This window comes from Kocuria sp. NBRC 114282, from assembly GCF_030268385.1.
GTDB lineage: Bacteria > Actinomycetota > Actinomycetes > Actinomycetales > Micrococcaceae > Kocuria > Kocuria palustris.
On sequence record NZ_BSQO01000001.1, the window covers coordinates 15504 to 40661 of the forward strand.

The 25158-nt window shown below is 70.4% G+C and carries 29 protein-coding genes; 13 read left to right on the forward strand and 16 right to left on the reverse strand.

Going from position 1 to position 25158, the window contains the following annotated elements:
* Positions 1–16 precede the first annotated feature (16 nt).
* The 3 genes from QSJ40_RS00095 to QSJ40_RS12740 are packed head-to-tail and all read left to right on the forward strand — an operon-like array spanning position 17 to position 1171.
* A complete protein-coding gene (locus QSJ40_RS00095; protein WP_006214304.1) occupies positions 17–706 on the forward strand; it encodes an MOSC domain-containing protein in 690 nt (229 codons plus the stop codon).
* A gap of 40 nt (positions 707–746) precedes the next feature.
* Complete coding sequence (locus tag QSJ40_RS12735; protein WP_349654431.1) at positions 747–920, forward strand: hypothetical protein; 174 nt, start codon at positions 747–749, stop codon at positions 918–920.
* Between the two features lie 23 nt (positions 921–943).
* Positions 944–1171, forward strand: coding sequence for an LbetaH domain-containing protein (locus QSJ40_RS12740; RefSeq protein ID WP_352155757.1), 228 nt, complete (start codon positions 944–946; stop codon positions 1169–1171).
* A 69-nt stretch (positions 1172–1240) separates the two neighbouring features.
* Here QSJ40_RS12740 and QSJ40_RS00105 read toward each other — a convergent pair whose 3' ends face one another.
* Positions 1241–2260, reverse strand: a complete 1020-nt coding sequence (locus QSJ40_RS00105) for a zinc-dependent alcohol dehydrogenase family protein (protein WP_006214302.1) — start codon at positions 2258–2260, stop codon at positions 1241–1243.
* Between the two features lie 150 nt (positions 2261–2410).
* Between QSJ40_RS00105 and QSJ40_RS00110 the strand changes: the two genes are divergently transcribed.
* Genes QSJ40_RS00110 through QSJ40_RS00125 form a run of 4 tightly spaced genes read left to right on the forward strand, consistent with a single transcriptional unit; the run spans position 2411 to position 5614 of the window.
* Positions 2411–2815, forward strand: a complete 405-nt coding sequence (locus tag QSJ40_RS00110; protein ID WP_006214301.1) for a hypothetical protein — start codon at positions 2411–2413, stop codon at positions 2813–2815.
* 6 nt (positions 2816–2821) lie between these two features.
* On the forward strand, positions 2822–3046 hold the full coding sequence (locus QSJ40_RS00115) for a hypothetical protein (protein ID WP_006214300.1): 225 nt from the start codon (positions 2822–2824) through the stop codon (positions 3044–3046).
* Between the two features lie 2 nt (positions 3047–3048).
* Positions 3049–4446 (forward strand): class I adenylate-forming enzyme family protein, encoded by a 1398-nt coding sequence (locus QSJ40_RS00120; protein WP_278857728.1) that lies wholly within the window; start codon positions 3049–3051, stop codon positions 4444–4446.
* A complete protein-coding gene (locus QSJ40_RS00125) occupies positions 4427–5614 on the forward strand; it encodes a thiolase family protein (RefSeq protein WP_006214297.1) in 1188 nt (395 codons plus the stop codon). The genes QSJ40_RS00120 and QSJ40_RS00125 overlap by 20 nt, the downstream gene beginning before the upstream one ends.
* A 9-nt stretch (positions 5615–5623) precedes the next feature.
* Here QSJ40_RS00125 and QSJ40_RS00130 read toward each other — a convergent pair whose 3' ends face one another.
* Genes QSJ40_RS00130 through QSJ40_RS00145 form a run of 4 tightly spaced genes read right to left on the reverse strand, consistent with a single transcriptional unit; the run spans position 5624 to position 7749 of the window.
* The gene (locus QSJ40_RS00130) at positions 5624–6001 is read right to left on the reverse strand and encodes an MmcQ/YjbR family DNA-binding protein (protein ID WP_006214295.1); all 378 of its coding nucleotides are present in this window, start codon (positions 5999–6001) and stop codon (positions 5624–5626) included.
* A 6-nt stretch (positions 6002–6007) separates the two neighbouring features.
* Positions 6008–6499 carry a GNAT family N-acetyltransferase gene (locus QSJ40_RS00135; RefSeq protein ID WP_285728310.1) on the reverse strand — a complete coding sequence of 164 codons (492 nt, stop codon included), beginning with the start codon at positions 6497–6499 and terminating at the stop codon, positions 6008–6010.
* Positions 6500–6508: 9 nt separating this feature from the next.
* Positions 6509–7213, reverse strand: a complete 705-nt coding sequence (locus QSJ40_RS00140) for a MerR family transcriptional regulator (protein WP_285728311.1) — start codon at positions 7211–7213, stop codon at positions 6509–6511.
* Between the two features lie 26 nt (positions 7214–7239).
* Positions 7240–7749, reverse strand: coding sequence for a VOC family protein (locus QSJ40_RS00145; RefSeq protein ID WP_006214290.1), 510 nt, complete (start codon positions 7747–7749; stop codon positions 7240–7242).
* A gap of 149 nt (positions 7750–7898) precedes the next feature.
* Here QSJ40_RS00145 and QSJ40_RS00150 point away from each other — a divergent pair, with 149 nt between their 5' ends.
* Complete coding sequence (locus QSJ40_RS00150; RefSeq protein WP_006214288.1) at positions 7899–9782, forward strand: BCCT family transporter; 1884 nt, start codon at positions 7899–7901, stop codon at positions 9780–9782.
* Between the two features lie 115 nt (positions 9783–9897).
* Here QSJ40_RS00150 and QSJ40_RS00155 read toward each other — a convergent pair whose 3' ends face one another.
* From QSJ40_RS00155 to QSJ40_RS00165, 3 genes are all read right to left on the reverse strand, one after another.
* Entirely contained in the window at positions 9898–11265 is a 1368-nt protein-coding gene (locus QSJ40_RS00155; protein WP_285728312.1) for a CHAD domain-containing protein, read from the reverse strand.
* A 158-nt stretch (positions 11266–11423) separates the two neighbouring features.
* Entirely contained in the window at positions 11424–11927 is a 504-nt protein-coding gene (locus QSJ40_RS00160; protein WP_285728313.1) for a DUF4282 domain-containing protein, read from the reverse strand.
* Between the two features lie 73 nt (positions 11928–12000).
* Positions 12001–12633, reverse strand: a complete 633-nt coding sequence (locus QSJ40_RS00165) for a hypothetical protein (protein WP_271403893.1) — start codon at positions 12631–12633, stop codon at positions 12001–12003.
* Positions 12634–12691: 58 nt separating this feature from the next.
* Here QSJ40_RS00165 and QSJ40_RS00170 point away from each other — a divergent pair, with 58 nt between their 5' ends.
* The 3 genes from QSJ40_RS00170 to QSJ40_RS00180 all read left to right on the forward strand — a co-directional run bounded on the left by QSJ40_RS00170 (position 12692) and on the right by QSJ40_RS00180 (position 14627).
* Positions 12692–13666: a TIGR03571 family LLM class oxidoreductase gene (locus QSJ40_RS00170; RefSeq protein ID WP_285728314.1), complete on the forward strand. Its 975-nt coding sequence runs from the start codon at positions 12692–12694 to the stop codon at positions 13664–13666.
* Between the two features lie 81 nt (positions 13667–13747).
* Positions 13748–14032, forward strand: coding sequence for a YrhK family protein (locus tag QSJ40_RS00175; RefSeq protein WP_006214281.1), 285 nt, complete (start codon positions 13748–13750; stop codon positions 14030–14032).
* 67 nt (positions 14033–14099) lie between these two features.
* The gene (locus QSJ40_RS00180) at positions 14100–14627 is read left to right on the forward strand and encodes a hypothetical protein (protein ID WP_006214280.1); all 528 of its coding nucleotides are present in this window, start codon (positions 14100–14102) and stop codon (positions 14625–14627) included.
* 31 nt (positions 14628–14658) lie between these two features.
* Here the strand turns inward: QSJ40_RS00180 and efeB are convergent, their stop codons facing one another.
* The 6 genes from efeB to QSJ40_RS00210 form a co-directional block, all read right to left on the reverse strand.
* Positions 14659–16008, reverse strand: coding sequence for an iron uptake transporter deferrochelatase/peroxidase subunit (efeB, locus tag QSJ40_RS00185; RefSeq protein ID WP_006214279.1), 1350 nt, complete (start codon positions 16006–16008; stop codon positions 14659–14661).
* The gene (locus QSJ40_RS00190) at positions 16008–16412 is read right to left on the reverse strand and encodes a hypothetical protein (protein ID WP_006214278.1); all 405 of its coding nucleotides are present in this window, start codon (positions 16410–16412) and stop codon (positions 16008–16010) included. The genes efeB and QSJ40_RS00190 overlap by 1 nt, the downstream gene beginning before the upstream one ends.
* Entirely contained in the window at positions 16409–16945 is a 537-nt protein-coding gene (locus QSJ40_RS00195) for a hypothetical protein (RefSeq protein WP_235044730.1), read from the reverse strand. The genes QSJ40_RS00190 and QSJ40_RS00195 overlap by 4 nt, the downstream gene beginning before the upstream one ends.
* Positions 16942–17721, reverse strand: coding sequence for a glycosyltransferase (locus QSJ40_RS00200; protein ID WP_006214276.1), 780 nt, complete (start codon positions 17719–17721; stop codon positions 16942–16944). The genes QSJ40_RS00195 and QSJ40_RS00200 overlap by 4 nt, the downstream gene beginning before the upstream one ends.
* 353 nt (positions 17722–18074) lie before the next feature.
* On the reverse strand, positions 18075–19382 hold the full coding sequence (locus QSJ40_RS00205; RefSeq protein ID WP_006214275.1) for an aromatic amino acid transport family protein: 1308 nt from the start codon (positions 19380–19382) through the stop codon (positions 18075–18077).
* A gap of 121 nt (positions 19383–19503) precedes the next feature.
* Positions 19504–20448 (reverse strand): winged helix DNA-binding domain-containing protein, encoded by a 945-nt coding sequence (locus tag QSJ40_RS00210; protein WP_285728315.1) that lies wholly within the window; start codon positions 20446–20448, stop codon positions 19504–19506.
* A gap of 271 nt (positions 20449–20719) precedes the next feature.
* Between QSJ40_RS00210 and QSJ40_RS00215 the strand changes: the two genes are divergently transcribed.
* Both QSJ40_RS00215 and QSJ40_RS00220 read left to right on the forward strand, forming a co-directional pair.
* On the forward strand, positions 20720–22204 hold the full coding sequence (locus QSJ40_RS00215; RefSeq protein WP_285728316.1) for a protein adenylyltransferase SelO: 1485 nt from the start codon (positions 20720–20722) through the stop codon (positions 22202–22204).
* Positions 22205–22295: 91 nt separating this feature from the next.
* Positions 22296–23012, forward strand: a complete 717-nt coding sequence (locus QSJ40_RS00220) for a hypothetical protein (protein ID WP_285728317.1) — start codon at positions 22296–22298, stop codon at positions 23010–23012.
* 63 nt (positions 23013–23075) lie between these two features.
* Here the strand turns inward: QSJ40_RS00220 and QSJ40_RS00225 are convergent, their stop codons facing one another.
* Both QSJ40_RS00225 and QSJ40_RS00230 read right to left on the reverse strand, forming a co-directional pair.
* Entirely contained in the window at positions 23076–24842 is a 1767-nt protein-coding gene (locus tag QSJ40_RS00225; protein WP_285728318.1) for a DNA/RNA helicase domain-containing protein, read from the reverse strand.
* A complete protein-coding gene (locus tag QSJ40_RS00230; protein WP_285728319.1) occupies positions 24829–25149 on the reverse strand; it encodes a nucleotide pyrophosphohydrolase in 321 nt (106 codons plus the stop codon). Before QSJ40_RS00230 ends, QSJ40_RS00225 begins: the two co-directional genes overlap by 14 nt.
* Positions 25150–25158 lie beyond the last annotated feature (9 nt).

Sequence of the window (25158 nt, forward strand, 5' to 3'; positions counted from 1 at the left end):
CGCCGGCCGGGCCACCATGGCGCACCTCGAGCGGATCGGCTCCACCCTCGTCAAGGGACTGGGGTGGAGTCAGCATGAGCGGATCGGGGTGGCGGTCGGCGGGCTGGACCGGGACCGTCGCTGGACGCCGGTCTGGGCCGATGACCTGACCTGCCTGCGGGCCCCGCAGTTCCCGTCAATGGTCCGACTGGTGGTCGAGCCGGGGGATCTTCCCGGGGATGACCAGCACGTGGTCCATCAGGAGGCACGGATCCGCTACTACGACCGCCGGATCCCTGCGCGCGTGCACGACGGACCTCTGGCGCGGCGCCTCTCGGCCGAGGCCGGGCGGCAGGTCCTGCTGGCCCGCACCCTTTTCTCGGACGCGATCGTCTGGGGTGCGCCTGTGAGCGTGCTGTTGCGCTCCGAGCTGGCGGGGCTGCCGTCGGACACGGACCGCTACCGTCCCAATCTGGTGATCGACGACCGCGACGCCCCGCTGGCGCTCGCGGCCGGATCGCGCCTTGAGGTCGGTGCGGTGACTCTGGAGGTCGTGGGGGAGCTGGAGCGCTGCGTGATCATCGACCATGACCCCGTCACCGGGCAGAAGGACCATTCCCTGCTGCGGCGCATCCGTCCCGGGGCGCTGCTGGCCTACGGCTGCATGGTCGTGACGGAGGGCGAGCTGGCGGTGGGGGACCCCGTCAGGGCCATGCTCGCGGCCTGAACCGGGCAGGAAGCAGCGAAAGACGACGACGGAGCACACCGTGGAGCGCAAGGAGCTGCTGGAGCGGATGAGCCGCGGGGAGATCATCCGCGGCGGATCGGACCTGCATGCGGCCATGCACGAGATCAGCCAGGAGGCGCCGCGCATCACCGCCGCGCTCAACTCCGGCTATCAGGACCCTGGTGAGGTCCGACGGCTGCTGGGGGCGCTCTGACCGGGCAGGAGATCGACGCCTCCGTGACCGTCTTCCCGCCGCTGCGCTCGGACTTCGGCAAGGCCCTGCGCGTCGGGCGCGACGTGTTCATCAACTCCGGCTGCGCGTTCCAGGATCAGGGCGGGATCACCATCGGCGATGGGGCGGTGGTGGGCGCCTCCTCGACCGTGACCAAGGACGTGCCCGCGGGCGCCGTGGTGGTCGGCACCCCCGCGAAGCAGATCAGCTCGGTGCCCGGGTACGAGCGTTGAATCCACTGCGCCCAGTCTTCTCCAAGTCCCAATTTGGATTTGGAGAAGACTGGGAGTTGGAGGACCCGCTCAGACCTCCAGCAGCACCTTGATGGCCTCGCGCTGGTCCATGAGGCGGTAGGCCTCCGCGGCCTCCTCGAGCGGCAGGCGCTTGTCGAAGACCTTGCCGGGCTCGATCTTCCGATCCAGGATCAGCTGGATCAGCTCCGGGAGGTAGCGGCGCACCGGGGCGGGGCCGCCGTGCAGGTGGACCGTGCTGCCGAAGAGGAGGTCGCCGGGCAGCTCCACGCCGTGGGAGACGCCGACGAAGCCCACGTGACCGCCGGGGCGGGTGGATTTGATGGCCTGGAGCATGGCCTCCTGGGTGCCCACAGCCTCGATGACGCTGTGCGCGCCGAGGCCGCCGGTGAGCTCCTTGATCTTGGCCACGCCGTCGTCTCCGCGCTCGGTGACGATATCCGTGGCGCCGAACTCGCGGGCAAGCTTCTGCCGGGACTCGTGGCGGGACATGGCGATGATGCGCTCTGCGCCCATCTGCTGGGCGGCCAGGATGCCCATGAGGCCCACGGCGCCGTCGCCGACCACGGCCACGGTCTTGCCCGGGCCGGCGGCTGCGGCGTCGGCGGCGAACCAGCCGGTGCCCAGCACGTCCGAGGCTGCGAGCAGCGACGGGATGAGGTCCTCGTCCGGGTGCTCCGGGGTGGCCACGAGCGTGCCGTCTGCCTGGGGGATGCGAGCGAGCTGCGCCTGCGTGCCGATCCCGCCCATGGGCGTGGTGTCCACGCAGCGCGACTGGTAACCGGCCTGGCAGATCTCGCAGGTGCCGTCCGAGGTCATGAACGACCCCACCACGAAGTCCCCGGGCTTCACCGTGGTGACGCTGTCGCCGACCTGCTCCACGACGCCCACGTACTCGTGGCCCATGGGCTGATCTTCCACGTCCTGGGCCCCGCGGTAGGGCCACAGGTCCGACCCGCAGACGCAGGCGGCCGTGACCTTGATGATCGCGTCCGTGGGCTCGACGATCTGGGGGTCGTCGCGATCCTGGACCCGGACCTCGCCGGGGCTGTGCATGATGACGCCGCGCATGGGTACCTCCTGATGAGTCGTGTCGTGCCTTCCGCTGGAAAGCGTAGAAGGGGGCTCCGACGACACAGAGGCCCTGTCGGGGCACCTCTGGCAGACTGCTCACGAACCGATCCGCGGCCGGTCGGCCGCCATGAGACCGAGGAGACAGCCATGAAGGCGCGCCGACGCCTCCTTCCGTGGCGAAGCCGCTCGCGGCGCTGGATGGCCGGCGTCCTGGAGATCATGCCGGGCTCGGCCGTGGACGATCCGATCTCCGCCGTCGTGGGCGCGATCGCCATGATCCTGCTGCTTCCGCTGCTGGTGCTGTGGCTGCTCGAGTCCCTGGCGCAGTGGATCGCGCTGCCGTTCGTCCTGCTCGCCCGTGCGTCAGGGATGGCCGCCGTGCCGCTGGTCGTGACGGAGCGCGGGCACGTGGCCCACCGTGAGAGCGTTCTCGGATGGGCCGAGGCGGATCACCGCCTGGTCGAGATGCGCCGCGAGATCGACCACGGCAGCCCGCATCCGTGGCGCGATCGCAGCGACCCGTGGACCAGCAGCAACCAGCCGGGATGGTGAGGACGAATGGACAGGATCGAGCTTCCGGGAACTGACGTCGTGCTGGAGGAGGCGACGGCCGAGGGCCTGCCGGCGCTGATCGAGCTGATGTCCCACGACATGCTGGGCGCCTCCCGCGATGGGATCCGCTCGGAGGAGGACAGGCAGCGCAAGGACGCCCACCGCTACTACGAGCGGCTGGGCTTCGAGTGCAGCCACGAGGGCTTCAAGCTCATGCTGGGAACGGCCTAGCCGTGCCCTTCCTGGACCGTCTCTCCCGCTGGGCCGAGCAGCGTCCGCAGGACACGGCCGTCGTCTGCGCCGACGACCGGCTGAGCTGGAGCGGGCTGCGCTCGCGGGCTGCCGAGCTGGCGGCTTCAGGGGAGGCTGTCGGGATCCTGCAGCAGGGCACCGGCACGGAGTTCGTCGTGCGATGGGCCGCGGGGGTGGCCGAGCGGCGCGTGTGCGCGGTCTTGGATCCGGCTCTGCCCGAGAGCATCGGCGGCGCGGTGAGCCAGCGCTGCCGCGACGTGCTCCCGGAAAGCGCAGCACCGGCACACCTGCGCGACGGGCCCGACGCCTCCGCCTTCCTGGTGGGCCTGACTTCCGGCACCACCTCCGTGCCCAAGGGGTTCCTGCGCAGCCGCGGCTCCTGGCGACGCTCCTTCGAGGCCTCGACCCGGCATTTCGACCTGCGCAGCGAGGACCGAGTGCTGGTGCCCGGCCCCCTGTCGTCGAGCATGAATCTCTACGCTCTCTCCGAGTGCCTGCACGCCGGCGCCGCCGCCGTCGTCCTGCCGCGCTTCGACAGCGCGGCGGCCCGTGCGGCGATCACCGCCGAGGGCGTCACCCGGGTGGTGGCCGTGCCGACGATGCTGCGCCTGATCGCCGAGCGCGCCCTGGCTGCCGGAGAGTCTGCGCATGGACTGCGTGCAATCGTCTGCGCGGGGCAGAAGCTGGATCCGCAGACGCTGACCGCGGCCCGCCGATGGGCGCCGAATGCCGTGATCTGGGAGTACTTCGGCGCCGCGGAGCTCGGCTTCGTGGCCGCTCAGGAGCATTCGCCGGGGGAGATCCGGACGCTCGACCCGACGGCGGTGGGGCTGCCGTTCCCCGGCGTGGAGGCGGTCATCGTGGACCACGACGGCCGTGTCCTCCCGGAGGGGAGCACCGGGAGCATCGCCGTGCGCTCCGATCTGGTGTGCGACGGCTACCTGTGGGGCGATGACGGCCGGGCATTCGCGCGGATCGCAGACCTGGCGACGGTGCGGGATCAGGGCTTCCTTCGCGATGGGCGGCTGCACGTGCTGGGCAGGGCCTCCGAGATGATCAACACGGGCGGGCTGAACATCTACCCCCAGGAGGTGGAGGCCGCGATCGGCTCTGTGCCGGGGGTGGCCGAGGCCGTCGTGGTGGGCCTGCCGGATCCTTCTCGCGGACAGCGCCTGGTCGCCGGCGTCCTTCTCGAGGACGAAGGGGCGGATCGGCAGAGTCTGCGGGCCGCGCTGGAGACCATGCTGGCCTCGACCAAGCGGCCCCAGCAGTACTGGCGTCTGGGTGAACTGCCCGTCACCGGCGGAGGGAAGATCAGTCGAGCCGTGCTGCGGTCCTGGATCGAGGAGGGAGATCCCCGTGCCCGACCGCTCGGCTGATCCCTCAGCGCCTCTGCTCCTGCTCGGGCGCCGGACCCCGCTGACACGAGCAGGGACCGCGCTGGCCGACGTGCCCGTGCACCGTCTGCTGGCGCCGATCCTGCAGCGGCTCGTGACAGAGACGGGCCTGGCGCCGGAGTCTGTCGCGGACGTCGTGATGGGCAACGCGGTGGGAGCCGGAGGCAACCTGGCACGGCTGTCGGCCCTGGAGGCCGGCCTGCCGCTGTCGGTCCCGGGGGTCACGGTCGATCGGCAGTGCGGCTCGGGGCTCGACGCCGTCGTGCTGGCCTGCCGACTGGCGCAGGCCGGAGCGGGAAGCGCCTTCCTGGCCGGCGGCGCCGAGAGCATCAGCACGGCTCCGCTGCGAGGCCGTCGCGGCGCGGACGGGGAGGTCGAGTTCTACCGGCGCGCCCGCTTCAGCCCCGAGCACCTGGGGGATCCGGGCATGGGTGAAGCCGCGGAGACCGTGGCCCGGGAGCATGGGATCGATCGCCGGCGCCAGGATGCCTTCGCCCTGCGCAGCCACCGCAGGGCGCTCGAGGCGGCGGCCGCCGGCCGGTTCGATGAGGAGCTCGTGCCGGTGACCGGAGCCCGCGGCGAAGTCACCGCCGACAACGGCCCGCGTCCGCGCTTGAACGCCGAGCTGCTGGCCCGCTTCCCGGCGGCATTCGTCGACGGAGGCACCGTGACCGCAGGGAATTCGTGCGCCGATGCGGATGGGGCCGCTGCAGTCCTGATCGCGACCCCGGCGGCGGCGCACGGCCTGCGAGCGACGACGGCCCTGGCCTTCCGCGGCGCGTCGACCCAGGGGGTGGATCCCACGCGGCTGGGCCTGGGGGCGGCAGCCGCGGCGGCCCGGCTGCTGGCGGAGCAGGGGGTAGCCGCGCGGCAGCTCGCGGCGGTCGAGTTCAACGAGGCCTTCGCCGGGCAGGTGCTCGCCTGCACCGACTTGCTGGGCATCGACGAGCGCGTGCTCAACGCCGACGGCGGCGCCCTGGCCCTCGGCCACGCCTACGGCGCCTCCGGGGCGGTCTCCGTGGTCCGGCTGCTGGCCCGAGCGCGCGATCTGCCGGAGGGCAGCCTGCTGCTGGCCATGATCAGCTCGGCCGGCGGCATCGGCACGGCGGCGCTCTTCGAGAAGACCGCCGTCCCCGGGCCCACGCGCTGAGCCGGGAGCTCAGCCCCCGTACGTCTCCGGATCCACGGGGCGGACGCTGCGCGGCAGCTTCTCGAGCACCAGGCGGTAGGAGTCCACGACGAGCTCGCGGACGAACCTCCTGCTCAGGGCCTCGCCGGCGCGCACCGAGACCCAGTGCCTCTTGTTCATGTGGTAGCCGGGGGTGATCTCGGCGTACTCATCGCGCAGGGCCTGTCCGTCCTGCGGTTCGACCTTGAGGTTCACCATCCACTGGCCGCGCAGCTCCAGGCGCATGAGGAACATCCGCCCGCGGACCTTGAACACGTCCGTCTCCGGGCCGAAGGGGTGCTCCAGTTCAGCACCGGGGCACTGCAGGGCGACCTCCTCCGCCCAGGTCATCAGCTCCTGCTCGTCCACGGGGATTCAGCTGCCGAAGGAGACGAGGGCGTCGCCGGTCAGCCGGTAGACGTCCCAGCCGTCCATGGGGACCGCGCCGAGGGAGCGGTAGAACTCGATCGACGGCTGATTCCACTGCAGCACGGACCACTCCACGCGCTGATAGCCGCGCTCGCGGGCGGTGCGGGCCAGGGTGCGCAGCAGCGCCTTGCCGTGCCCTGCGCCGCGTGCCTCCGGCCGCACGAAGAGGTCCTCCAGGTAGATCCCGTGCGTCCCCTCCCAGGTGGAGTAGCTCAGGTACCACAGCGCGAAGCCCTCGATCCGCCGTCCGGAGCCCTCCGGGGCGGGCGCGACGTGGGCGAAGATCGCCGGGCGCTCGCCGAAGAGCTGCTCCCGCAGCACCTCCGGGGTGAGCTTCACGGCGTCGGGCTCCTTCTCGTACACGGCCAGGTCGTGCACGAGCTCGACGATCTCGTGGACGTCATCGGGGACTGCGGTCCGGATGGTGATCTCGGTCATGGCCTGAAGCTAGCACCGCCGCCCGACGACGTTGGACCCGGTCACCGTCGCTCCCAGGCCGCGGTCTCCGGGTCGATGCCCAGTGATCGGGCTCGGGCATCGATCACCAGCGCGAGCCAGCCGACCAGACCTTCGGCCAGGCGGTCGCAGCGGGCCCGGAACGACGGATCCGTCGGTTACATCCTGCCGAGCAGGACATGGCGCTGCGGCGAGACGAGCCCACTGCTCAGGGCCGCGCCGTGCGCCGCGCTCCGCCTGCTCCGTCCAGGCGTCGGTGCCGCCCCAGCGGTCACGGGCCTCTCGGGTCCACTGCGGATCCCAGTCGGGACCGAAGGCCTCCGCCTGGTCGGCCTCGGAGAGCAGGATGCCCTGCTCGAGGGCATCGGCCAGGCGGTCGAGGTCGTCCTGCGCGGCCTGCAGCCGTCGGGCCTCCGCCTCCGCGGCGCTGCGGCGCTCGCGCAGTCGTCGAACCGTCTGCTGTGCGGGCTCGTGGAGCAGGGCCGTCACCTCGTCCAGGGAGAAGCCCAGCTCCCGATATGCCAGGATCCGTCGGCCGCGAACCACATCATCTGCCGAGTAGAGCCGGTATCCGCTCGCTGCCCGCCCGGCGGGACGCAGGATGCCGAGGTCATCCCAGTGGCGCAGCGTGCGCACGGAGACGCCCAATGCCGCTGCGGCGGGGCCGATGGTCAGGTCCTGCTCGGTGGTGCTCATGCCGTCCTCGGAACAGATCGACGTGCTCATGCGGACTCGGAGATGCTCATGGCCCGCAGCGCGTGGTCCTCCCGCGAATCGTGCACGAAGGGCTTCGCTGCTGTCATGACCACGCGAGTCCCCTCAGGTGTGATGACGGCGAGCTCGCGGGCGTTCCACGGGCGATCATGCGGGCCGTCGACCGCCCCGCCGGCTGAGCGGCAGGCCTCGGCGATCACGTCGAGCTGGTCCAGGACGCACGCGAAGCTCACCGTCGGAGGCTGGGAGGAAGCCTCGAGCGGCTGCGCCTCGGCGGGGATCAGCAGGACATCCTGGAACGCCCAGCGCCGCAGGTGGATCAGCTGGCCCGGGATCGCGAACAGCTCGAAGAATCCGAGCCCCTCGGTCCAGAGCGCGGACGAGGCGGTCAGGTCCCGGCAGGGGATCGAGACGAACATCGGCATCCCGTAGATCTCGCGGCACAGCTCCGGTGGCTGGGCACTGCTGTCGGGGGTGGGAACGGGGCTCGCCGGTGCGGAAGTGCGGTTGTCATCCATGGAGATCAGCGTGGGACCTCACGCGATGAGAGGGTCAAGCGCCGACGGCGAATCCCGGAGGAACATCGCCTCGCGCAGACAGGCTCTTCTGGGGTTCTGCCCAGCATCCCGCTAGCCTCGGACGTCGCCGAGAAGTCAGGGAGCTTCAGATGAGACACCGAGCCTCGGACAGCGAGTCCGATTCGGAGATCCAGATCGAGAACAGGATCCATGCGCAGAAGGCGCCCGAGAGCGTCCAGACCACCATTCGCCTGGCAGCCGGCGGGCACCGCACGATCCATCCGGCGCTGATCCCCGGGCTGGACGTCGAGGACGCCAGGGACCACTTCCCCACCGACAAGGTCGTCTTCGCCGCCGCCGCCGTGCTGGTCATCGGCGTGCTGGGCTGGGCGATCATCGCCCCGGAGAACCTGGGCGCGATCGGTCCGCAGATGCAGACCTGGGTGGTCACGCACTTCGGCTGGCTGCTGGGCTCTCTCGTCGCACTCGTCGTGCTGTTCATGCTGGTGATCGGATTCGGCCCCACCGGCAAGATCAAGCTCGGTGCGGATGACAGCGAGCCGGAGTTCTCCACGGGCTCCTGGATCTCCATGCTCTTCGCGGCGGGCCTGGGCATCGGCCTGGTCTTCTACGGTCCGCTGGAGCCGCTGAGCCACTTCATGACCCCGCCCCCGGCCTTCGACGTCGAGGCCGGTTCCATGGACGCGGTCCCCGCCGCCATGGCCCAGACCAGCCTGCACTACACGATCGTCCCCTGGGGCGTGTACTCGTTCATCGGCGGCGCCCTGGCATATGCGGCCTACCGCCGCGGCCGTCTCCCGCTGATCTCCGCGCTGTTCGACCCGATCTTCCCGAACGCCACGAACCGCATCCCGGGCAAGATCATCGATGTCTTCGCCCTCATGGTCACGCTGTTCGGCACCGCGACCTCGCTGGGCATCGGCGCGCTGCAGATCCGCACCGGCACCTCGATCATCACGGGGCAGCCGCTGGAGGGCGACGGCATCCTGGTCGTCATCATCAGCGTGCTCACCGTCGTCTTCATCATCTCCGCGGTCTCCGGCGTGAAGCGCGGCATCCGCCTCCTGTCCAACACGAACATGGTCCTGGTGATCGGCCTGACGATCTTCGTGGCGGTGACCGGACCCCTGCTGTTCCTGCTCGATCTGATCCCCACCACGTTCTACGCGACCATCCAGAACGCCTTCGCGATGCTGTCCGTGGCGCCGAGCCAGGGCGAGGTCGAGTCCGAGTTCTCCGCAAGCTGGACGATGATGTACTGGGCCTGGTGGACCTCGTGGTCCCCGTTCGTGGGCATGTTCATCGCCAAGATCTCCAAGGGCCGCACGCTGCGCGAGTTCGTCACCGTCGTGATGTTCGCCCCGTCGGCGATCTCGGTGCTGTGGTTCGTGGTCTTCGGCGGCACGACCATGTGGATGGAGCTCAATGGCCATCCGATCGGCGTGGAGGGCAGCGGCGAGAACGTCATGTTCGACATGCTGGGCAACCTGCCGCTGACCGGGCTGACGTCGTTCCTGGTCCTGGTCGCGATCCTGATCTTCTTCACCACGGCAGCCGACTCGGCGACCAACGTGATGGGCTCCATGTCGCAGTCCGGGCGGTCGAATCCGTCGACCCCGGTCACGATCATGTGGGGCCTGGCCCTGGGCCTGGTCTCGATGTTCCTGCTGCTGGCCGGCGGCCAGTTCGCCCTGTCGGGCCTGCAGTCGGTCATGGTCACCTGCGCCCTGCCGTTCGGCCTGATCATCCTGGGGATCATGATCTCCTGGGCCAGGGACCTCCGGAACGACCCGTACATGATCCGGCGCCGCTACGCGCGCGAGGCGATCTACAAGGGCGTCCACCGCGGCATCGACGAGCACGGCGACGACTTCGTCTTCGGCGCTACGCACGTGGACGACGACGGCGCCGGAGCCGACTTCGAGAGCGCCGACCCCGCGCTCACGGAGTGGTACAACCCGGTGGCCGAGGAGCATGAGACGGATATCGACGGCGAGCCGAAGAAGGACTGAAACCCTTCGATACGGCCTGTGAGGGGGCGCTGATGCCGTTCATCCCGCTGGGAAGGACGGCATCAGCGCCCCTTCGCAGAGCACCACTGACGACGAACGCCGGAGCTCCGTCGGCTCAGCTGCTGTGGTCCTCGAACCGCCGGGCCAGCCGCGCCATGACCTCGTAGCCGTCGTCGATTCCGTGCGCCAGGCGCTGCAGCTCGGCGCCGGTCAGCAGACCCAGCTCGAACGGGTCGGCTCCGGCGCGGCGCAGCGCGGCGGTGGAGTCCTGGAGCCAGGTGAGCGCCACGGAGGCGTCCATGGTCTCGCCGAGCCCGTCCTGCGCCTTCTTGGCGGCCTTGCCGAGCTTCCGCATAGGTTTGGCCGGGCGGAAGCCTGCGGCTTTGAGGACCTTGGTGACGTAGCGGACCCGCTTGGTGGCCTTGCGGACGGTGTGCAGGTGCTCGAGGCGTTGTTCGGCATCCAGCTGCTCGTCGCGGTCGGCCGCCAGGGTGCGGTCGGTCTCCTTGGCTGCCTTGCGCAGTGCGCGGCGCACCAGCCGATCGCTCATCTGCCGCGGGGTCAGCTCCTCGGCCTTCTTCCGGCCCTTGTCCGTGAAGGGCGGGTTCTGTGCCGCGCAGCGGGCGAGCTCCAGAGTGGCAGCCCGCTCCGGCTGCGCGCCGCCGCGCACCTTGGCGGCCGAGGCCTCGGCGTCCTTGAGAGCCGTCTGCGCCAGCGCCTGCACCGTCTTCTCGCCCACGCGCCCCTGGAGAGCCTCGGCACGTGCCGGAAGCTGTTCGGCCAGGACCTCGGCATCGCGGGCCGCGGACAGGGACCGGCCCAGCTGCTGGAGACGATCGCCGAGCTCGTCGGCGGCTTCGCGGTCCAGGAGCGGTCGCGCGGACTTGAGCAGCCCGCGCAGGGACCGCGCGGCGACCCTCAGCTGATGCAGGGCGTCCGGCAGGTCCAGCCGCGCCTTCAGGTCCCACAGCTCCAGGGCCGCGGCCTGCTGAGCCAGCACCGCCTGCAGGACGTCGACGCCCGAGGGCTCACCGCCCGTCGCCACGGCCTTGCGGTTCTTCGCCTTGCCCTTCTTGCTCGGGGCCTTCTTGGCAGGCCTCGCCGATTCCTTGGCGCCGGTCTCGGACTCCGCGGCCTGGCCGTCGTCGTCGATCTCGATCAGCTCGTCCTGCCCGACGATCCCGCTGAGCAGCTGCGCCACTGCGGCAGGCAGGCGCTCCGGTGCGCTGCGCAGCCGCGGGACCTCCACGGCCCAGTGGTCGTCGCCCTCGGGGACGCTCAGCAGCCAGCCGCGCTCGGGGTCCGCGCTGCGGCTCAGGGTGATGCCGCAGCGGCGCAGTGCGCGGTCGTCGGTGTCGTGGAAGACGGCACCGGCCATCTCCTCTCCGGATGCCGGCGACGGCAGCGGAAGGCGCTGGATCTGCGCGCTCGCCCGCCCCGACAGGCGGACCGTGCGCGGTTCGGAGGTCTCTGCGGCGGGCATGTCGGTCCTCTCGGACGGGAGCCGGTGACGAATCGCTCCCTCATCGGTGAGTGGTTCCGATCCTATCGGCGCGGAGGCCCGGATTCCTGGGGAAGGCGACGCCCGCCCGGTCTTAGGAGGCGACCGGGCGGGCGGTGGAGGCTTCGGGTGGACCCGCGTCAGAGGCGGTTGCCGCGATCCACCAGGATCGACGTGTTCTGGGCCGTGCGGACCATGGCCACGTAGAACTCGAGCATCAGGCGGAACAGCACGATGTAGATGAACAGGACGATCAGACCGAAGATCAGCGTCGCCATGCCGGCCAGCATGCTGTCCGTGGCGAAAGCGGCGACCGTCATGATGAACCAGCCCAGCGTCAGCAGCACGATGCCCGCGATGTAGAGGATCGAGGCGAACTTGATGGTGATGTAGTTCTTGAAGGAGAAGTCGAACAGGGCGGCGAAGAACCCCTTCTCCTGCCCCGGCTGACGGCCGGGACGACCCTGGGGCTGGCCGCCGGGCTGGGTGTAGCCGCCCTGGGGTGCGGAGTACGAGGGCTGCTGGTGCTGACCCGGCTGCTGCATCGGCTGGTTCGCCCCGCCGTACGTCGGCCCGCCGTAGCTGGGCTGCTGGCCCTGCGGGTTGTGCTGCGGATCGTGGGGGTTCTGCGAGGAGAAGGACATGGGGAGCTCCTGGGGTGGTGGTGCGAGGACGGGACGTTGTGGCGTTCCCCTCGCCATCGTAGGCGCGCAGGCCTCACGCCGCGGAGTCGACCCGGACCGTGCTGGTCACCGCGGTGAGCGACGGCTGCCGAGGGGTGGAGCTGAATCCGAAGCGCGGCGGGGGCACCATCTCGCGCATGCCGCCCAGGTTCTGCCCCTCCCAGATCGCGGTGCTGCTCCTGAGCCGGTGGAGATCGTCGGCGGCGTACCACTCGGTGCGGCCCGGGCCGGCCTGACCCAGAGTGCGGACCCCCGGCATCGTGGCTCGGGCGATCGGATCGCTGAGCTGCGCGAAGGCGAGGCTGCGGCTGATCGGTCGGGGGATCAGGCGCAGCAGATGTCCCAGCGGCGCCCGCGCCCCGATCCGGAAGCGCCACTCCAGAGGTCCTGCCTGGACCGCCCACTGCCCCGTCCGGCCCAGGCCCGTGCGGGACACCGAGACGGGGACGAGGCGCACCTCGTCGAAGGTGTAGGTCGCGGAGACGAAATCGGCCACCCAGCGATCGGGTGCCAGCAGGATCCGATGGCCGTCACGGTCCTCGACCATGACGTCGGCGAACGGCCCGTGCGGCGTGCGGGTCCAGCACCCCAGGACCAGGCGAGTCCCCTCGGCGGTGCCAGCTCCTGCGATGTGCCCGGTGAAGCGGTGCAGCTGTGGGGAGGACATGGGAGGCACCGTACTCGCGATACAGGAGCCGGACGTCTGGATAGTGTGGAGTCTCGCGATGCCGCTTCAGGGACAGGAGGCCTCACCTGTGCACCAGGACCTCTCGCCGGCCATGGCGGCCGTCCGCTCTCCCGACGGCCGCCTGACGCTCGGGCTGATGACCCCGCCGCCGCAGCCCCAGGGCTCCATGGCCGATCCCGCCGAGGCTCGGGAGCTGGCGCAGCTCGCCGAGGCGCAGGGGATCGCCGCACTGTGGACGCGCGACGTCCCCTTGGCCATCCCGCAGGGACAGGACCGGCTGGCGTCGTCGCTGGACGACCCCTTCCAGTGGCTGTCGATGCTCGCCGGCGCCACGTCGACGATCGCGCTGGGAACGGCGGCCGCCGTGCTGCCGCTGCGCCACCCGCTGCACCTGGCCAAGACCGCGCTGTCCCTAGACCGGATCAGCGGCGGCAGGCTCCTGCTGGGCGTGGCCACGGGGGATCGCCCGGAGGAGTTCGGGATCTTCGGCGCTTCCCTGGACGAGCGCCGCGACGCGTTCCGCGACCGCTGGGCCCTTCTGCGCTCCGCGCTGAGCCCCGACGAGCAGGAGCGCGAGCACCTTCTGCAGGCCACCGACGGGTACGAGCTCATGGTCCCGCCCGCTCACCGCATCCCGCAGGTCATCGTGGGCTCGGCCAAGCAGACCCTGCAGTGGAACGCCGCCCACGCCGATGCCTGGGCCACTTACTACCGGCCGTTCGAGGAGCAGAGGGGCCGTTTCGGGCTGTGGCGCCAGGCCGTGGAGCAGCGCGGTCAGGGCAACGACCCCGCGCTGATCCAGTCCATGAGCCTGGACCTGCTCAAGGATCCCGACGCCCCCGCGCAGGAGATGAGCCTGGGCCTGCGCACCGGGTCGAAGGCCCTGGTGGAGACCCTGCGCCGGTACCGGGAGATCGGCCTGGAGCACTGCATCTTCGCCAAGGCGAGCGATGACCGCCCCACCGGCGAGGTCATCGGGCAGCTGGGCCGCGAGGTCGTCCCGCACCTGTGAGCGCCTCCGGTGTGGTCCACTGGTCGGTGACGACGGAGGAGCTGCAGCCGAAGGTCCCTGAGAGCACAGGAGCAGACGCACATGGCGAAGCAGGACAAAGATCTGGACATCCGCATGGGGCACCACGAGCTGGTGATCCGGCAGCGCTACGAGGTGCTGTCGATCGCCAACGACTTCGTGCTGGGACTGGTCTTCCTGGTGGGCAGCATCCTGTTCTTCGGGGAGGACACCGTCTACCTCGGGACCTGGCTGTTCGTGCTCGGCTCGGTGCAGATGATGCTGCGCCCCACGATCCGCTTCGTGCGCCGCACGCATCTGCAGCGCATCCGCCCCGTCCAGCCGCACGAGACATCCATGGACTTCTGAGCTCGGGCGGGAGAAGGGTCGGCTGCTGCCCTGGTCGCCCTGACCGTGCCGCCGTACCGTGGAGTGCATGGCACGTCCACCGCTGAGCAGGCTGTACGCGCCCCGGACCCTGGCTTTCGCGGCCGCCTCGGGGCTGGCCGAGATGATCCCCTGGCACCGGGCGCGCGGGGCTGGGCGAGCTGCGATCATCGCCGCTCCGGGCCTCGGCTACGCCGGCGTCGTCGCATGGGCGATGACGCGGCGCGGCGAGGCGGATCAGGCGCAGGGGATGCCGCAGCTGTCCGTACCGGGGAGCTCGGGGAAGCAGGGCACCCGCCCGAAGGCGACGCCTCAGCTGGTCGGCGTGACGGCGACGATCGCGGCCTTGCTCAGCGGCTCCGCCGCCCTGAGCATGGCCCTCGACGGTGCGTTCGAGCGCTTCCTGGTGCATCACGGCGTGCGACGGCCGCTGCTGGTCATGGGCGCGACCGGCCTGGTCGTCGGCTGGGCGCTGGAGTACTTCGACGCCGACAGCGACGACGAGCAGCCGTCGCAGGCCGGCGCCGGGAAGCACCGCGACGACGACCGCCCCCTCGACGCCCCGCCGCGCCTCTGAGTGCACGCGCCGACTGTGGTCGGCAGGAGTCTCACTCGAAGAGCCGCTGGCCCACCATGGTGTCGCCTTCGCGCATGCCCGGCAGCACGGCGAACAGCGCCGAGCCCACGTGCTGCAGGTACTCCGTGAGGGCGTCCTTCTGGGTCATCCGCTCCAGGACCGGATAGAAGCCGGTGCGCGGATCGCGGGTGAAGGCGAGGAAGAACAGTCCCGCGTCCAGGCGGCCCAGGGAGTCGTTGCCGTCGGTGTAGTTGTAGCCGCGGCGCAGCATCCGGCGGCCGTCGTTGTTCTCGGGCGCCACGATCGCCACGTGCGAGTCCGCGGGGATCGCCGGGCCGTCCTCGCCCTGGGCGGTCAGGTCCAGGGGCTCGAACTCGGCCTCCGCACTGGGCTCCGTCACCGACAGCGGCGCCCCGAAGCGCTTGTCCCGGCCCATGATCTGCTCCTGCTCCGAGAGTCGGACCCGGTCCCACACCTCCAGGGTCATGCGGATCTTGCGCGCCATGAGGTAGCTGCCGCCGGACATCCACGCGGCTGCATCGTCGTCGCCGTCCTGGACCCACACATGCTCGGCCAGGGTGCTCTCGCCGTCCTCGGCCTTGAGGTTCGCGGTGCCGTCCTTGAACCCGAACAGGTTGCGCGGGGTCTCCTGCTCGGTCGAGGTGGACGACGTGCGCCCGTAGCCGATCTGGCCCCACTTCAGCACGGCGGTGCCGAAGCCGATGCGCGTGAGATTGCGGATCGCGTGGACGCAGATCTGCGGGTCGTTGGAGCAGGCCTGGATCATCAGGTCCCCGCCGGTGCCTCCGGGGACCAGCTTCTCGTTGGCGAACTTCGGCACCCCGTCGGAGAGGATCTCCGGCATGCGATCACGCAGCCCGAAGCGGTCCTGGCCGTCGTCGTCCGCGAAGAACGTGGCCCCGAAGCCGAAGGTGATGGTGAGCCCGGCGGGCGGGTAGTCCCAGGCCTCGCCCGTGTCCTTGGGCGGGCGGTTCGGATCGGCATCCGGCTCGCCGCCCACGAGCTCGCCGGCACACATCTGCTCGGCGGCCACGGCCCACTCGCCGAGCAGCTCCTTCACATCCTCGACGTCGTCGGTGTCCAGGTCGAAGGCGGCGAAGTACATGTTGTCCTGCGCCGGCGTGAGGATCCCGGCCTGGCGATCGCCGCGGAACGGATAGGTCAGCTCGGTGTGCGAACCGCCGTCATCGGCCGTCGCCCGACCGATCGCGGCACCGCCGAAGCCCGCGATGCCCAGCATCCCGGCCAGCCCGGTGCCCGCCACCAGGCGGCGCCGCGAGAAGCCCCGCGTGCGTCCGTCGGTGGCCTCCTGCTCGTCGGCTCGCTGCGGGTCCGGGCCGGTCGGCTGCTGGTCGCTCATCAGTGCAGGACCGTCCCGGCGACCTCGGACAGCCCGTTGACGGCATCCGAGAAGTCGCGCTGGGTCTCGGTGTAGTCCTTCTCGGTGGGAGCCTCCCCGGTCGCATCCTCCTGCACGGCGGCGATGTCCGCGTACGACGGGTAGTTCGGGTTGCCGTCGGCGTCCTCGCCCGTGGCCTGGGCATCGATCAGCGCGTTGCCGTCGCCGAAGCCGCCCTCGATCTCATCGGCCAGGTCCGGGTCCTGAGCGCGGACCAGGTCCTGGACGTTGCCGTAGGCGACCAGGATGCCGATGATGAGCGAGGCCTCGAAACCCTCGCGCAGAGCGATCAGCAGGTTGGCGATGAGGATGGGGATCCTTCGGGGGATCGATGCGTCATCGGGAACTCGGGCGATGCTCTTCACAGCGGGCGGCGTCGCAGCCCCACCATGGCCGCGCCGATCATCCCCGCGCCGATGTCCAGCACGGTGTCCAGGGGCGGGTTGTGGATCTCGGGGGTGACCAGCACGGATCCCGCGGCCTCCATGAGCTCCCAGATCACCGCCAGGACCAGGCCCACCGCGGCGCAGACCCGGACCCTGCTCGCCGTCGCCCCTCCCTCCCTGCCTGGCGGCCGGTCGGTCGGGTCGCCATGACCGCGCAAGCTGCGCCACAGCGCCGTCAGCACACCCGTGGCCAGCAGATGGATCACGAGGTCCCACAGGAGGATGCGCTCGTAGACCAGCTCGGCGGCGCTCACCCCGGCGACGAGCAGGATCAGGCTGCCCGTGGCCGTGGCTCCTACGGTGCGGAAGGCCAGCAAGCACAGGACCTGCCCCAGCCCCACGAGCAGCAGCACCGCGACGTCCACCCAGCGTGCCTGGAGCGCGTAAACCGCGGCGACGGCGATGCCCGTGAAGCACAGCGCGGAGGCCGTGAGGCGGGCGAGGGTGCTCACAGGGGCGACCTGCGTCCCGCCCATCGGCGTCGATGCCTCTCCCAAGGCGGCTCCTGCTCCCAGCGCCGCAGCAGCAGCCGACGAGCCATGCGCTGCTGGGCCAGCAGCCGACGGGGGGAGACGACCGCCCGCCACGACACCGGCATGACGCTCCCGCGGTCCAGCGCGATGGCCTCGTGGGGCTGCAGCTCGAAGCTCAGCTCGAAGTCGTCATGGATGCCCGGGCGCGGAGCGAGTCGTGGGCTGACCCGGTTCCACCATGAGGTGCGCATGGCCATGTTGGAGCCCCACAGCGGCGGGTGGGCCAGGGCCAGTCCGGAGGCGAGGCCGTAGAGCCCCAGGTAGAGGCCGCACAGCCAGCGGCCCAGCGCGCGCGGCCCGGGGGCGAAGCGCCCGCCCCCGGTGATGGCGACCAGCTTGTCGTCCTCCGCCGCCAGCTGCCGCTCGATGCGTGCCAGCCACGACGACGGCGGGATGCTGTCGGCATCGCAGCGGGCGATGATCTCGTGGGAGGCCGCGTCGTAGCCGGCGTGGGCGGCGAATGAGACCCCTGGACGCGGCTCCTGCAGGAGGCGCAGTGGCAGGTCCTGGTCCCGTTCGGCGGCGGCAATGACGGCGAGGAGGTCGTCGCTCGACCCGTTGTCGACGACCACGATCTCGTCGGCGGGGCGGTCCTGGCGGGCCAGGGCCGCCAGGCAGCTGCGCAGGGCGGGGGCGTCGTCGCGCACAGGCAGGACCACGCTGATGCCGGGTCTCGGAGCGGCGGGGCCGGTCACGGTGGGGGTTCCTCCTAGTGGCATCGCGAAGGACGGGCTGCGATGCGGGCATCCAGCGTATCCGCGGGGAGGTGACCGCAACGGCGCAGGAGGCGGGTCTCCATGTGAGACCCGCCTCCTGCGGAGGGGCGTTCAGCGCTGCCGTCGGCTCAGAAGATGCCCTTGTTGGCCCTGCCGCCGTCGGTGACGGTGTCCTGGCGCGAGTCCACGATCTGGTCATTGCCCGTGGAGGTGTCGCCCGGCAGACGACCTGATTCTCGATACCTTCGCAGGTGAGAGGTGGAATTCTCGCTGGGGCGCGCAGGGGGTGCGTCGTCGTGACGCTCAGCGGGCCGAGCCGGCTGCGATCAGCGTCAGGAGACCAGTCCGTAGATGATGCCGCTGACGGCCACCAGACCGGCGATGGTGACGAACACGTTGGAGAGGCGGCCGCGGTACGGCTCCAGCGCGGGCATCTTCCGGATCGCGTACATGGGCATGAGGTAGAGGATCATCGCGATGACCGGGCCTGCGATCGACTCGATCATGGACAGGATCGAGGGGTTGATGATCGCGGCGGCCCAGGTGGTCAGGAAGATGAACGCGGCGATGCCGATGTGCAGGGCGCGATCGCTGATCCGGGAGCCGTCGGAGTCGACCATCGAGCGGACGATGCCCGCCGCGCCCTCCGCCGCGCCCAGGTAGTGGCCGAAGAAGGAGGAGGCGATCGCCGCCAGCGCCACGACCGGGCCCAGGTAGGCGATGAACGGGCTGCCGTGCACGTTGGCCAGGTGCGACAGCACCGGGAGGTTGGCGTCCTTGGCGTCCTGGAGCCCGTCGATCCCCAGGGACAGCACGCAGGACCACACGAAGCCCATGGTGAAGATGACCAGCAGGGCGGTGGTGCGGCGCAGCACGACGGAGGCGCGCTCGCTGGCGCGAGGGCCGTACTGGCGCTGCATGGCCAGGGAGAACTGCGAGATCGCCGGGGAGTGGTTGAACGCGAAGACCAGAACGGGGATCACGAGCCAGATCGACATCAGCAGATCGCCGGCGCTCGGGGCGGCGGTGAGGCCGTCGAGCTTCCAGCTGGGGATGAGGTAGAGGGTGACGAAGAGCAGGATCGCGATCAGCGGGTAGACCAGCCACTGGGTCACGATCAGCATGATCCGCTGGCTCGAGACCATCACGAGCATCATCAGCGCGATCAGCACGCCGGAGAGCAGCCAGCGCGGCAGCGAGCCCATGCCCAGCTGGTTGACCATCAGCGAGTCCACCGTGTTGGTGATGCCGATGCCGTAGATCAGCACGATCGGGAAGATCGCCAGGAAGTACAGGACGGTGATGACGCGCCCGACGCCCTCGCCGAAGGCCTTGCGCGCCACGACCGTGATGTCGGCACCCGGATCGGGGGAGGCGCACACGAAGCGCGAGAGCGCCCGGTGCGACAGGTAGGTCATGGGGCCGATGAGGATCGTGACGACCAGCAGCGGCCAGATGCCGCCGAGGCCTGCGTTGATGGGCAGGAACAGGACGCCGGCGCCGACGGCGGTGCCGAACAGCGAGATGGTCCAGCTCAGCTCGAAGCGGGGGCTCGATCCCTGCGTCTGGAAGCTCTGGGGGTCCTCGGGGTTCGCGGTGCGGGTGTCCGCGCTATCGGCCGCGGTGGATCCGTGGGGCACCGTGGTCTCCGTCCTGTGGGGGTGCGGGCGCTGTGGCGCGCGACTTCAGTGATACGGCTCACGGTATATCAGGCACGACCGTGATTGTTCAACAATCCAGGCGTCATGCGGTGCCTTCGGGTCACTCCGCGGCGGCGATGATCCCCTGGCGCACGCGGAACGGCCGGCACATGCCGTTCTTGGTGGGCCCGACGATCGGGACCAGCTCGGCGGGCAGGAACTCGGAGCGGTCCTTGTAGCCGAGGAGGTACTCGTCGAAGGCCGGCAGCTCGAGCTCCGTCTGCAGGGCCGAAGCGAGCTGCTCCTCGGTGATCTGCTCGGCTTCCGGGGGCGCGTACAGGGTCTCGGTCCGGCCCTCGATCGTCACCTTCTCGGCGTGGTCCCCCGCCAGCTCGACGGCTCGTTTAGCGTCGCGCACCGTCAGCCCCGACCACCAGGAGAGGTCCTGGACCGTCGCGGGCCCGTGCGAGGCGAGAAAGCGAACGGCCAGCTCGCGCAGGGCGTCGTCGCCGTCGAGCTCCCGCTGAGGCGTGGGCAGGTGCTCGACGAGCAGGAAGGTGTCGTCGCTGCCCTCCCGCGGGCCCTGGGCGATGTCGCCCCGGCCTCCGAAGCTGCGCAGCAGGTGCTGACCGGGGCCGTTCTCCGGGGAGATCCCGACCGCGCGGAAGAGGTCGTAGGCCTGCGGGCGGGTCAGGGGCCCGTCGGCCAGGCGCTCGCGGAAGGCGGTGTGGGCGCGGTCGTAGTCCTGCGGGGTGAGGCCCAGGCCGGGGCGTCGCTTGGCGGCGGCGGCCTCCACGCGCGGTGAGCACAGCCGCGTCAGCCAGCCGACATCCTGCGCGGCGACCAGGTGCACCGTGCCGCGCTGCGTCCAGGCGCGCACGATGCGGTGCTCGCGGATCTCCCGCAGGACGTCTGAGCCGGAACGGATCTGCAGAGCGGTGACGCCCGCGGCGTAGATCTGATCCTGCGTGGCGAGCATGTGCGCGGCGGCATCCGCGCGCGGGGCCACGAGGGCCTGGGCGATCAGCCGGTGGGCCAGGACATCGCGGAAGCTGCGCAGGTGCATGGGCTCAAAGCTACTCGCGCGTGCGTCGTCTGCCTCCTGCCCGCTGCCCCCAGCTGCCCGCCGCCTCCCGCCTGCTCCCAGCCCCAGTCACCGGCCCTTCGCCGCGAGGCCGCACTAGCGCAGCTGATCGGGGCTGATGGCCTGCGCAGGTGCGGCCTCACGGCAGGGGCGATGGTGACGCCGCACCAGCGCAGCCCAAGGGCGGTGATGGGCCTCAGATATGCGGCCTCAACGGCAGGGGGCGGTTGTCGTCGTCGATAGCCTGGGTGACATGGTCGCTTCCCCATCCTTCGAGCACACCTACGCCGCAGCCCTGCCCGATCTCTCCCGGGAGTGGTCGGCGGCTCCGGGGCGAGAGCCGCGCGCCGTCGTCGTGAACGACGAGCTGGCCCGCGAGCTCGGACTGGGCCCGGACTGGCTGCGCTCCCCGGAGGGTCTCGCGCTGCTCAGCGGCGACACCGCCGAGACCACGTACGCGCAGGCCTACTCGGGGCATCAGTTCGGGCAGTTCAATCCCGTGCTCGGCGACGGCCGCGCGCTGCTGCTCGGCGAGCTCGTGGACTCCGACGGCCGCCGTCGCGACCTGCACCTGAAGGGCTCCGGGCGCACCCCGTTCTCCCGCGGCGGCGACGGCAAGGCGCCGCTGGGGCCCATGCTGCGCGAGCACCTGATGGGCGAGGCCATGCACGCCCTCGGCATCCCCACCACGCGCGGGCTGGCCGTCGTGAGCACCGGCGAGGAGGTGCTGCGGCAACAGGGGCCGGAGCCCGGGGCCATCCTGACCCGCGTGGCCGCCAGCCACCTGCGCGTGGGGACCTTCGAGTTCGCGGCCACGCAGCGCTCGCTCGAGACCCGACGGGAGCTGGCCGACTACGCGATCCAGCGGCACTGGCCGGACGCGGCGTCGTCTGAGAATCCGCCGCTGGAACTGCTGCGCTGCGTGGTCCACGCGCAGGCGCAGCTGATCGCGCAGTGGATGCTCGTGGGGTTCGTGCACGGGGTCATGAACACGGACAACATGACGATCTCCGGGGAGACCATCGACTACGGGCCGTGCGCGTTCGTGGACGAGTTCTCCCTGGGCGCGGTGTTCAGCTCGATCGACCGCGGGGCGCGCTACGCCTACGGGCGCCAGGCGGAGATCGGGCTGTGGAACCTGTCGCGGTTCGCGGAGTCGCTCGTGGATCTTGTGGCGCCGGATGATCCCGACGCCGGCGTGGAGGCCGTGACCGAGGTGCTCCACGAGTACGCGCCGGCCTTCCGGGAGGCGCTCTCGCGGGGGATGGGGCGCAAGATCGGGCTCGACGTCGACGGGCTGCCGGATGAGGAGCGCGATGCCGCGCTCTCGGCGCTGGACGCGTTCGTGGAGCGGACCTTCGGGCTGCTGCAGGAGAACCGGCAGGACTTCACGGCGTTCTTCCGCGCGCTGAGCTTCGGGGCTGCCGAGTCGCTGTTCGACGACGCCGCGGCCTTCCGGGCCTGGGACTCCGAGCGCCGCGACCTGCTGACCCGGTTCGGCGATCCGTCGGCGGAGCAGCAGCGCGATCTCATGGCCTCGGTGAACCCGGTCTACATCCCGCGCAACCACCACCTGCAGCACGCGCTGGATCGCGCGGAGGCGGGGGATCTCACTGCATACGAGCGGCTGCTGGCCGCGGTGCGCTCGCCCTTCCAGGAGCACGTGGACTTCGCGGGCCTGGAGTCCTCGGGCACGGCCCCTGGTGCGCGCCCGTTCACGACCTACTGCGGAACCTGACCCTCCCCCTCTCCCGCCGAGTGGATACCCAGTTGCGCAATTCGCCCCGATAGCGCAACTGAGCATCCACTCGGCGGGGGCACTGGAGCGCATGGGGTGGACTGAGATCGCAGCCGTCGTCGCGGCGACGCCGATGCTGCTGGGGCTGGGCCTCGTCGTGGGGTTCAGCCCCACGCTCTACGGCGTCAGCCTGCGGGTGCTGACGCGCGCCTCGCGCCCCGAACCGCCGATCGCCGCCCTGGCCGCGGGTCTGGCCGTCGGCTCCACGGTCATGCTGCTGGTCTTCCGCACTGTCGACCCGAACACCTGGATCGACGCCGCCCGCAGCGACGTCGAGGCCGTGCTCATCCGCCGCGCCGTGGATCTCGTGGCCGCCGTCGTGGTCCTGATCGCCGGCGCGGTGGTGCTGCGGCGGGCCCGCCGCCCCCGCCCTGCCCCGACCGTGCCGGAGAACGTGCCGCACGAGGATCGGCTGCGCATGGCCGGCGTCGGGTTCGTGAACACGTTCCTGGGATTCAGCGGCTTCGCGACGATGTATGTCGTCGGGCGCATCCTCACCGGTCTCAGCCACGACATCCTGTGGCAGGCGGTCGCCTTCCTGCCGTTCCTGCTGACTCTGGTGGGCCCGTACCTGCTGGCGGCCTGGGCCTGGCCGCGAGTGCCGTCGGCCGCCCGGAGGGTCACTGCGGTCTATGACTGGGTGACCTCCCGCGACCTCCGCCCGGTGATGGGGTGGGGGCTGGTGCTCGCGGGCGTGGCCTTCTCCCTGGTGGCCCTGTTCCCCCTCCTTCTGCCGAGTGGACACTGAGTTGCGCTGTTCGCTGCTTTAGCGCAACTGGGTATCCACTCGGCGGGGTGGGGTGGGAGGGTCTCAGGGAAGCGGGGCGGCCTTGGGGATGAAGCGCTCCAGGTGGCGGCGCAGCTGCGGATCGCAGACGTAGACGAACGTTCCTCGCATGCCGCGGGTCAGCAGCACGGCATAGGCGTTGGTCACGTAGTGCAGGAGATCGTCGTCGGTCGTCGTCTGGCCGCGCAGCCTGTTGTCGATCTTCCCGTTGCGGTCCGCGTAGTGCGCCCGATCGACCCACAGCCGCCGCTCGTCGGGATCGAAGCGCAGCTCCGGGCCGATGATCACCCCGGCGTAGTTGAGGTCGTAGCCCTGCAGGGTGTGGATCGAGCCGACCTCCGACGGGGCCCCGGGGGAGTTGACCCAGTCCGTGGTCACGGAGTTCCAGCGGAACGCTGTGCCGTCCAGTTCGAAGTCGTGATCTGCCCGGATCTTGCCGCGAGGATTCGAGCGCCACGGCCAGGCGAATCCCGCAGTCATCCGGCACAGCCCGTATTCGGGCTCCAGCGCTTCGATGCGATTCTTGAGGGCCCCGGCGTCGTCGAACATGGTGAACTCGTACTCGCCGAAGCTGAGCCGACGCTCAGGGGACCGCCCGGCCATCAGATCCCGCACGTAGGCGATGTAGTCGTTGCCGCCTGCGGCCCGCATCTGGGTGTGCAGGGGGTGGACCCGGCCGCGCTCGCGCGCCTGCCCGACGACGGCCTCCAGCTCGGCGCGGGGGATGTCCGCAGGCCGGACGCTCTGGTGCAGGTCCAGCATCAGCACCACGTGCCTGGACTTGGCGCGGATCCAGTCGAGCTGGTTCTTGTCCTCATCGAGATGCCCGAAGAGCTTCGTGGTGATATCCCGGAATCGCTTCAGCTGCGTGCCGTGGGCCTGCATGGCGTACTGGTTCAGCCGGTGCGCCTCGTCCACGATCACGAGATCGAAGTCCTCCTCGCTCTCGCCGACCTCGAAGGCCGTCAGGACCTTCACCTCGGACATCGACGGAAGCCGGGAGAACACGCCCTGAATGGCGTGACGCAGCGATTCCTGCGGGACGACGAACGCCATCCTCCGATCAGCCATGAGATCCCGGGTGCTCTCGTCGAAATGCTCGGAGAACATCTCCTCAGGGTCGGCCTCATCGCCGTCCTGATATGCGGCGATATCCGACAGGAGCTTGAGCAGATAGACCGCGACGATGGTCTTCCCGGTCCCGGGATCGCCCTGGATGATGCTGATGCCGCCGTCGTCGGACTCGAAGTCCTGCAGCAGGGATTCCACGATCTCCCCGACGGCGACCGCCTGATCCGCGGTGAGCGTCTTGAACGGCGAGAACTTGTAGAGCTCGCTGTTCTCGATCTGCGGGATTGTCCGCTGGAACATGCCGCCGGCGCGCAGCTCCTCGAAGATCTCGCGGAAGGCCTCTCGGTAGCGCTCGCGCTGGTAATAGCCGGCGTCGACGATCCCGATATTGCGATTGACGACGTGGAAGCTGCCGTCGCCCTGGAAGAGGCGGATCAGCGTGGACTCGAGATCCAGGCACACGGACTTGTTGAACATCTCGCTGAGCACCAGTCGCAGGGTGCGCATGCCCTGCTTGGCCTCGGAGGCCTGGTGCTGGCGCATCCTGGAGACGCCGTGCAGGGATTCGCCGACGTAGACCCGGCGGGCGTCGTCCAGCAGATAGACGATCGGCCAGTCCCGGAACATCTCCATCTCCAGACCGCCGCGATCGATGGCCTGGGCGGTGAACGGCATCCGCTCGATCGTGAACGGAACGACGGAGCCCTCAGAGCCGGTCATGCTTGGTGCTCCTGCCGCGGGCCGTCTCGACCGGGTACTTCTGCTCGGTCACGGCCAGCTTCTGCCGCATGATCCCGTGCGGATCGACCCCCAGGCGATCGGCCAGCAGATACGCGTACGTCAGGACGTCGGCGAGCTCGGACTCCACCTCGGCCTGGTCCGCCTGGCCGGACCACTGGAAGCACTCGAGCAGCTCGGCGGCCTCGATGCTGATGGACTTGGCCAGGTTCTCGTGGGAGTGGAACTGCGCCCAGTCGCGCTCGCGGACGAATTCCCGCAGCTGCGGCATCACGTCATCGGCAGGCATGCGGTCAAC

Bases quoted from the DNA above. Each gene is read 5' to 3' on its own strand.
- QSJ40_RS00095 (WP_006214304.1), top strand. From the start codon at position 17: ATGGCGCACCTCGAGCGGATCGGCTCCACCCTCGTCAAGGGACTGGGG.
- QSJ40_RS00105 (WP_006214302.1), bottom strand. From the start codon at position 2,260: ATGCGCGGCGTCATCATGCACAGCCCCGGCGAGGTCCGGGTCCAGGAT.
- QSJ40_RS00110 (WP_006214301.1), top strand. From the start codon at position 2,411: ATGAAGGCGCGCCGACGCCTCCTTCCGTGGCGAAGCCGCTCGCGGCGC.
- QSJ40_RS00115 (WP_006214300.1), top strand. From the start codon at position 2,822: ATGGACAGGATCGAGCTTCCGGGAACTGACGTCGTGCTGGAGGAGGCG.
- QSJ40_RS00135 (WP_285728310.1), bottom strand. From the start codon at position 6,499: ATGACCGAGATCACCATCCGGACCGCAGTCCCCGATGACGTCCACGAG.
- QSJ40_RS00140 (WP_285728311.1), bottom strand. From the start codon at position 7,213: ATGAGCACCACCGAGCAGGACCTGACCATCGGCCCCGCCGCAGCGGCA.
- QSJ40_RS00145 (WP_006214290.1), bottom strand. From the start codon at position 7,749: ATGGATGACAACCGCACTTCCGCACCGGCGAGCCCCGTTCCCACCCCC.
- QSJ40_RS00150 (WP_006214288.1), top strand. From the start codon at position 7,899: ATGAGACACCGAGCCTCGGACAGCGAGTCCGATTCGGAGATCCAGATC.
- QSJ40_RS00155 (WP_285728312.1), bottom strand. From the start codon at position 11,265: ATGCCCGCCGCAGAGACCTCCGAACCGCGCACGGTCCGCCTGTCGGGG.
- QSJ40_RS00160 (WP_285728313.1), bottom strand. From the start codon at position 11,927: ATGTCCTTCTCCTCGCAGAACCCCCACGATCCGCAGCACAACCCGCAG.
- QSJ40_RS00165 (WP_271403893.1), bottom strand. From the start codon at position 12,633: ATGTCCTCCCCACAGCTGCACCGCTTCACCGGGCACATCGCAGGAGCT.
- QSJ40_RS00170 (WP_285728314.1), top strand. From the start codon at position 12,692: ATGCCGCTTCAGGGACAGGAGGCCTCACCTGTGCACCAGGACCTCTCG.
- QSJ40_RS00175 (WP_006214281.1), top strand. From the start codon at position 13,748: ATGGCGAAGCAGGACAAAGATCTGGACATCCGCATGGGGCACCACGAG.
- QSJ40_RS00180 (WP_006214280.1), top strand. From the start codon at position 14,100: ATGGCACGTCCACCGCTGAGCAGGCTGTACGCGCCCCGGACCCTGGCT.
- efeB (WP_006214279.1), bottom strand. From the start codon at position 16,008: ATGAGCGACCAGCAGCCGACCGGCCCGGACCCGCAGCGAGCCGACGAG.
- QSJ40_RS00210 (WP_285728315.1), bottom strand. From the start codon at position 20,448: ATGCACCTGCGCAGCTTCCGCGATGTCCTGGCCCACCGGCTGATCGCC.
- QSJ40_RS00215 (WP_285728316.1), top strand. From the start codon at position 20,720: ATGGTCGCTTCCCCATCCTTCGAGCACACCTACGCCGCAGCCCTGCCC.
- QSJ40_RS00220 (WP_285728317.1), top strand. From the start codon at position 22,296: ATGGGGTGGACTGAGATCGCAGCCGTCGTCGCGGCGACGCCGATGCTG.
- QSJ40_RS00225 (WP_285728318.1), bottom strand. From the start codon at position 24,842: ATGACCGGCTCTGAGGGCTCCGTCGTTCCGTTCACGATCGAGCGGATG.
- QSJ40_RS00230 (WP_285728319.1), bottom strand. From the start codon at position 25,149: ATGCCTGCCGATGACGTGATGCCGCAGCTGCGGGAATTCGTCCGCGAG.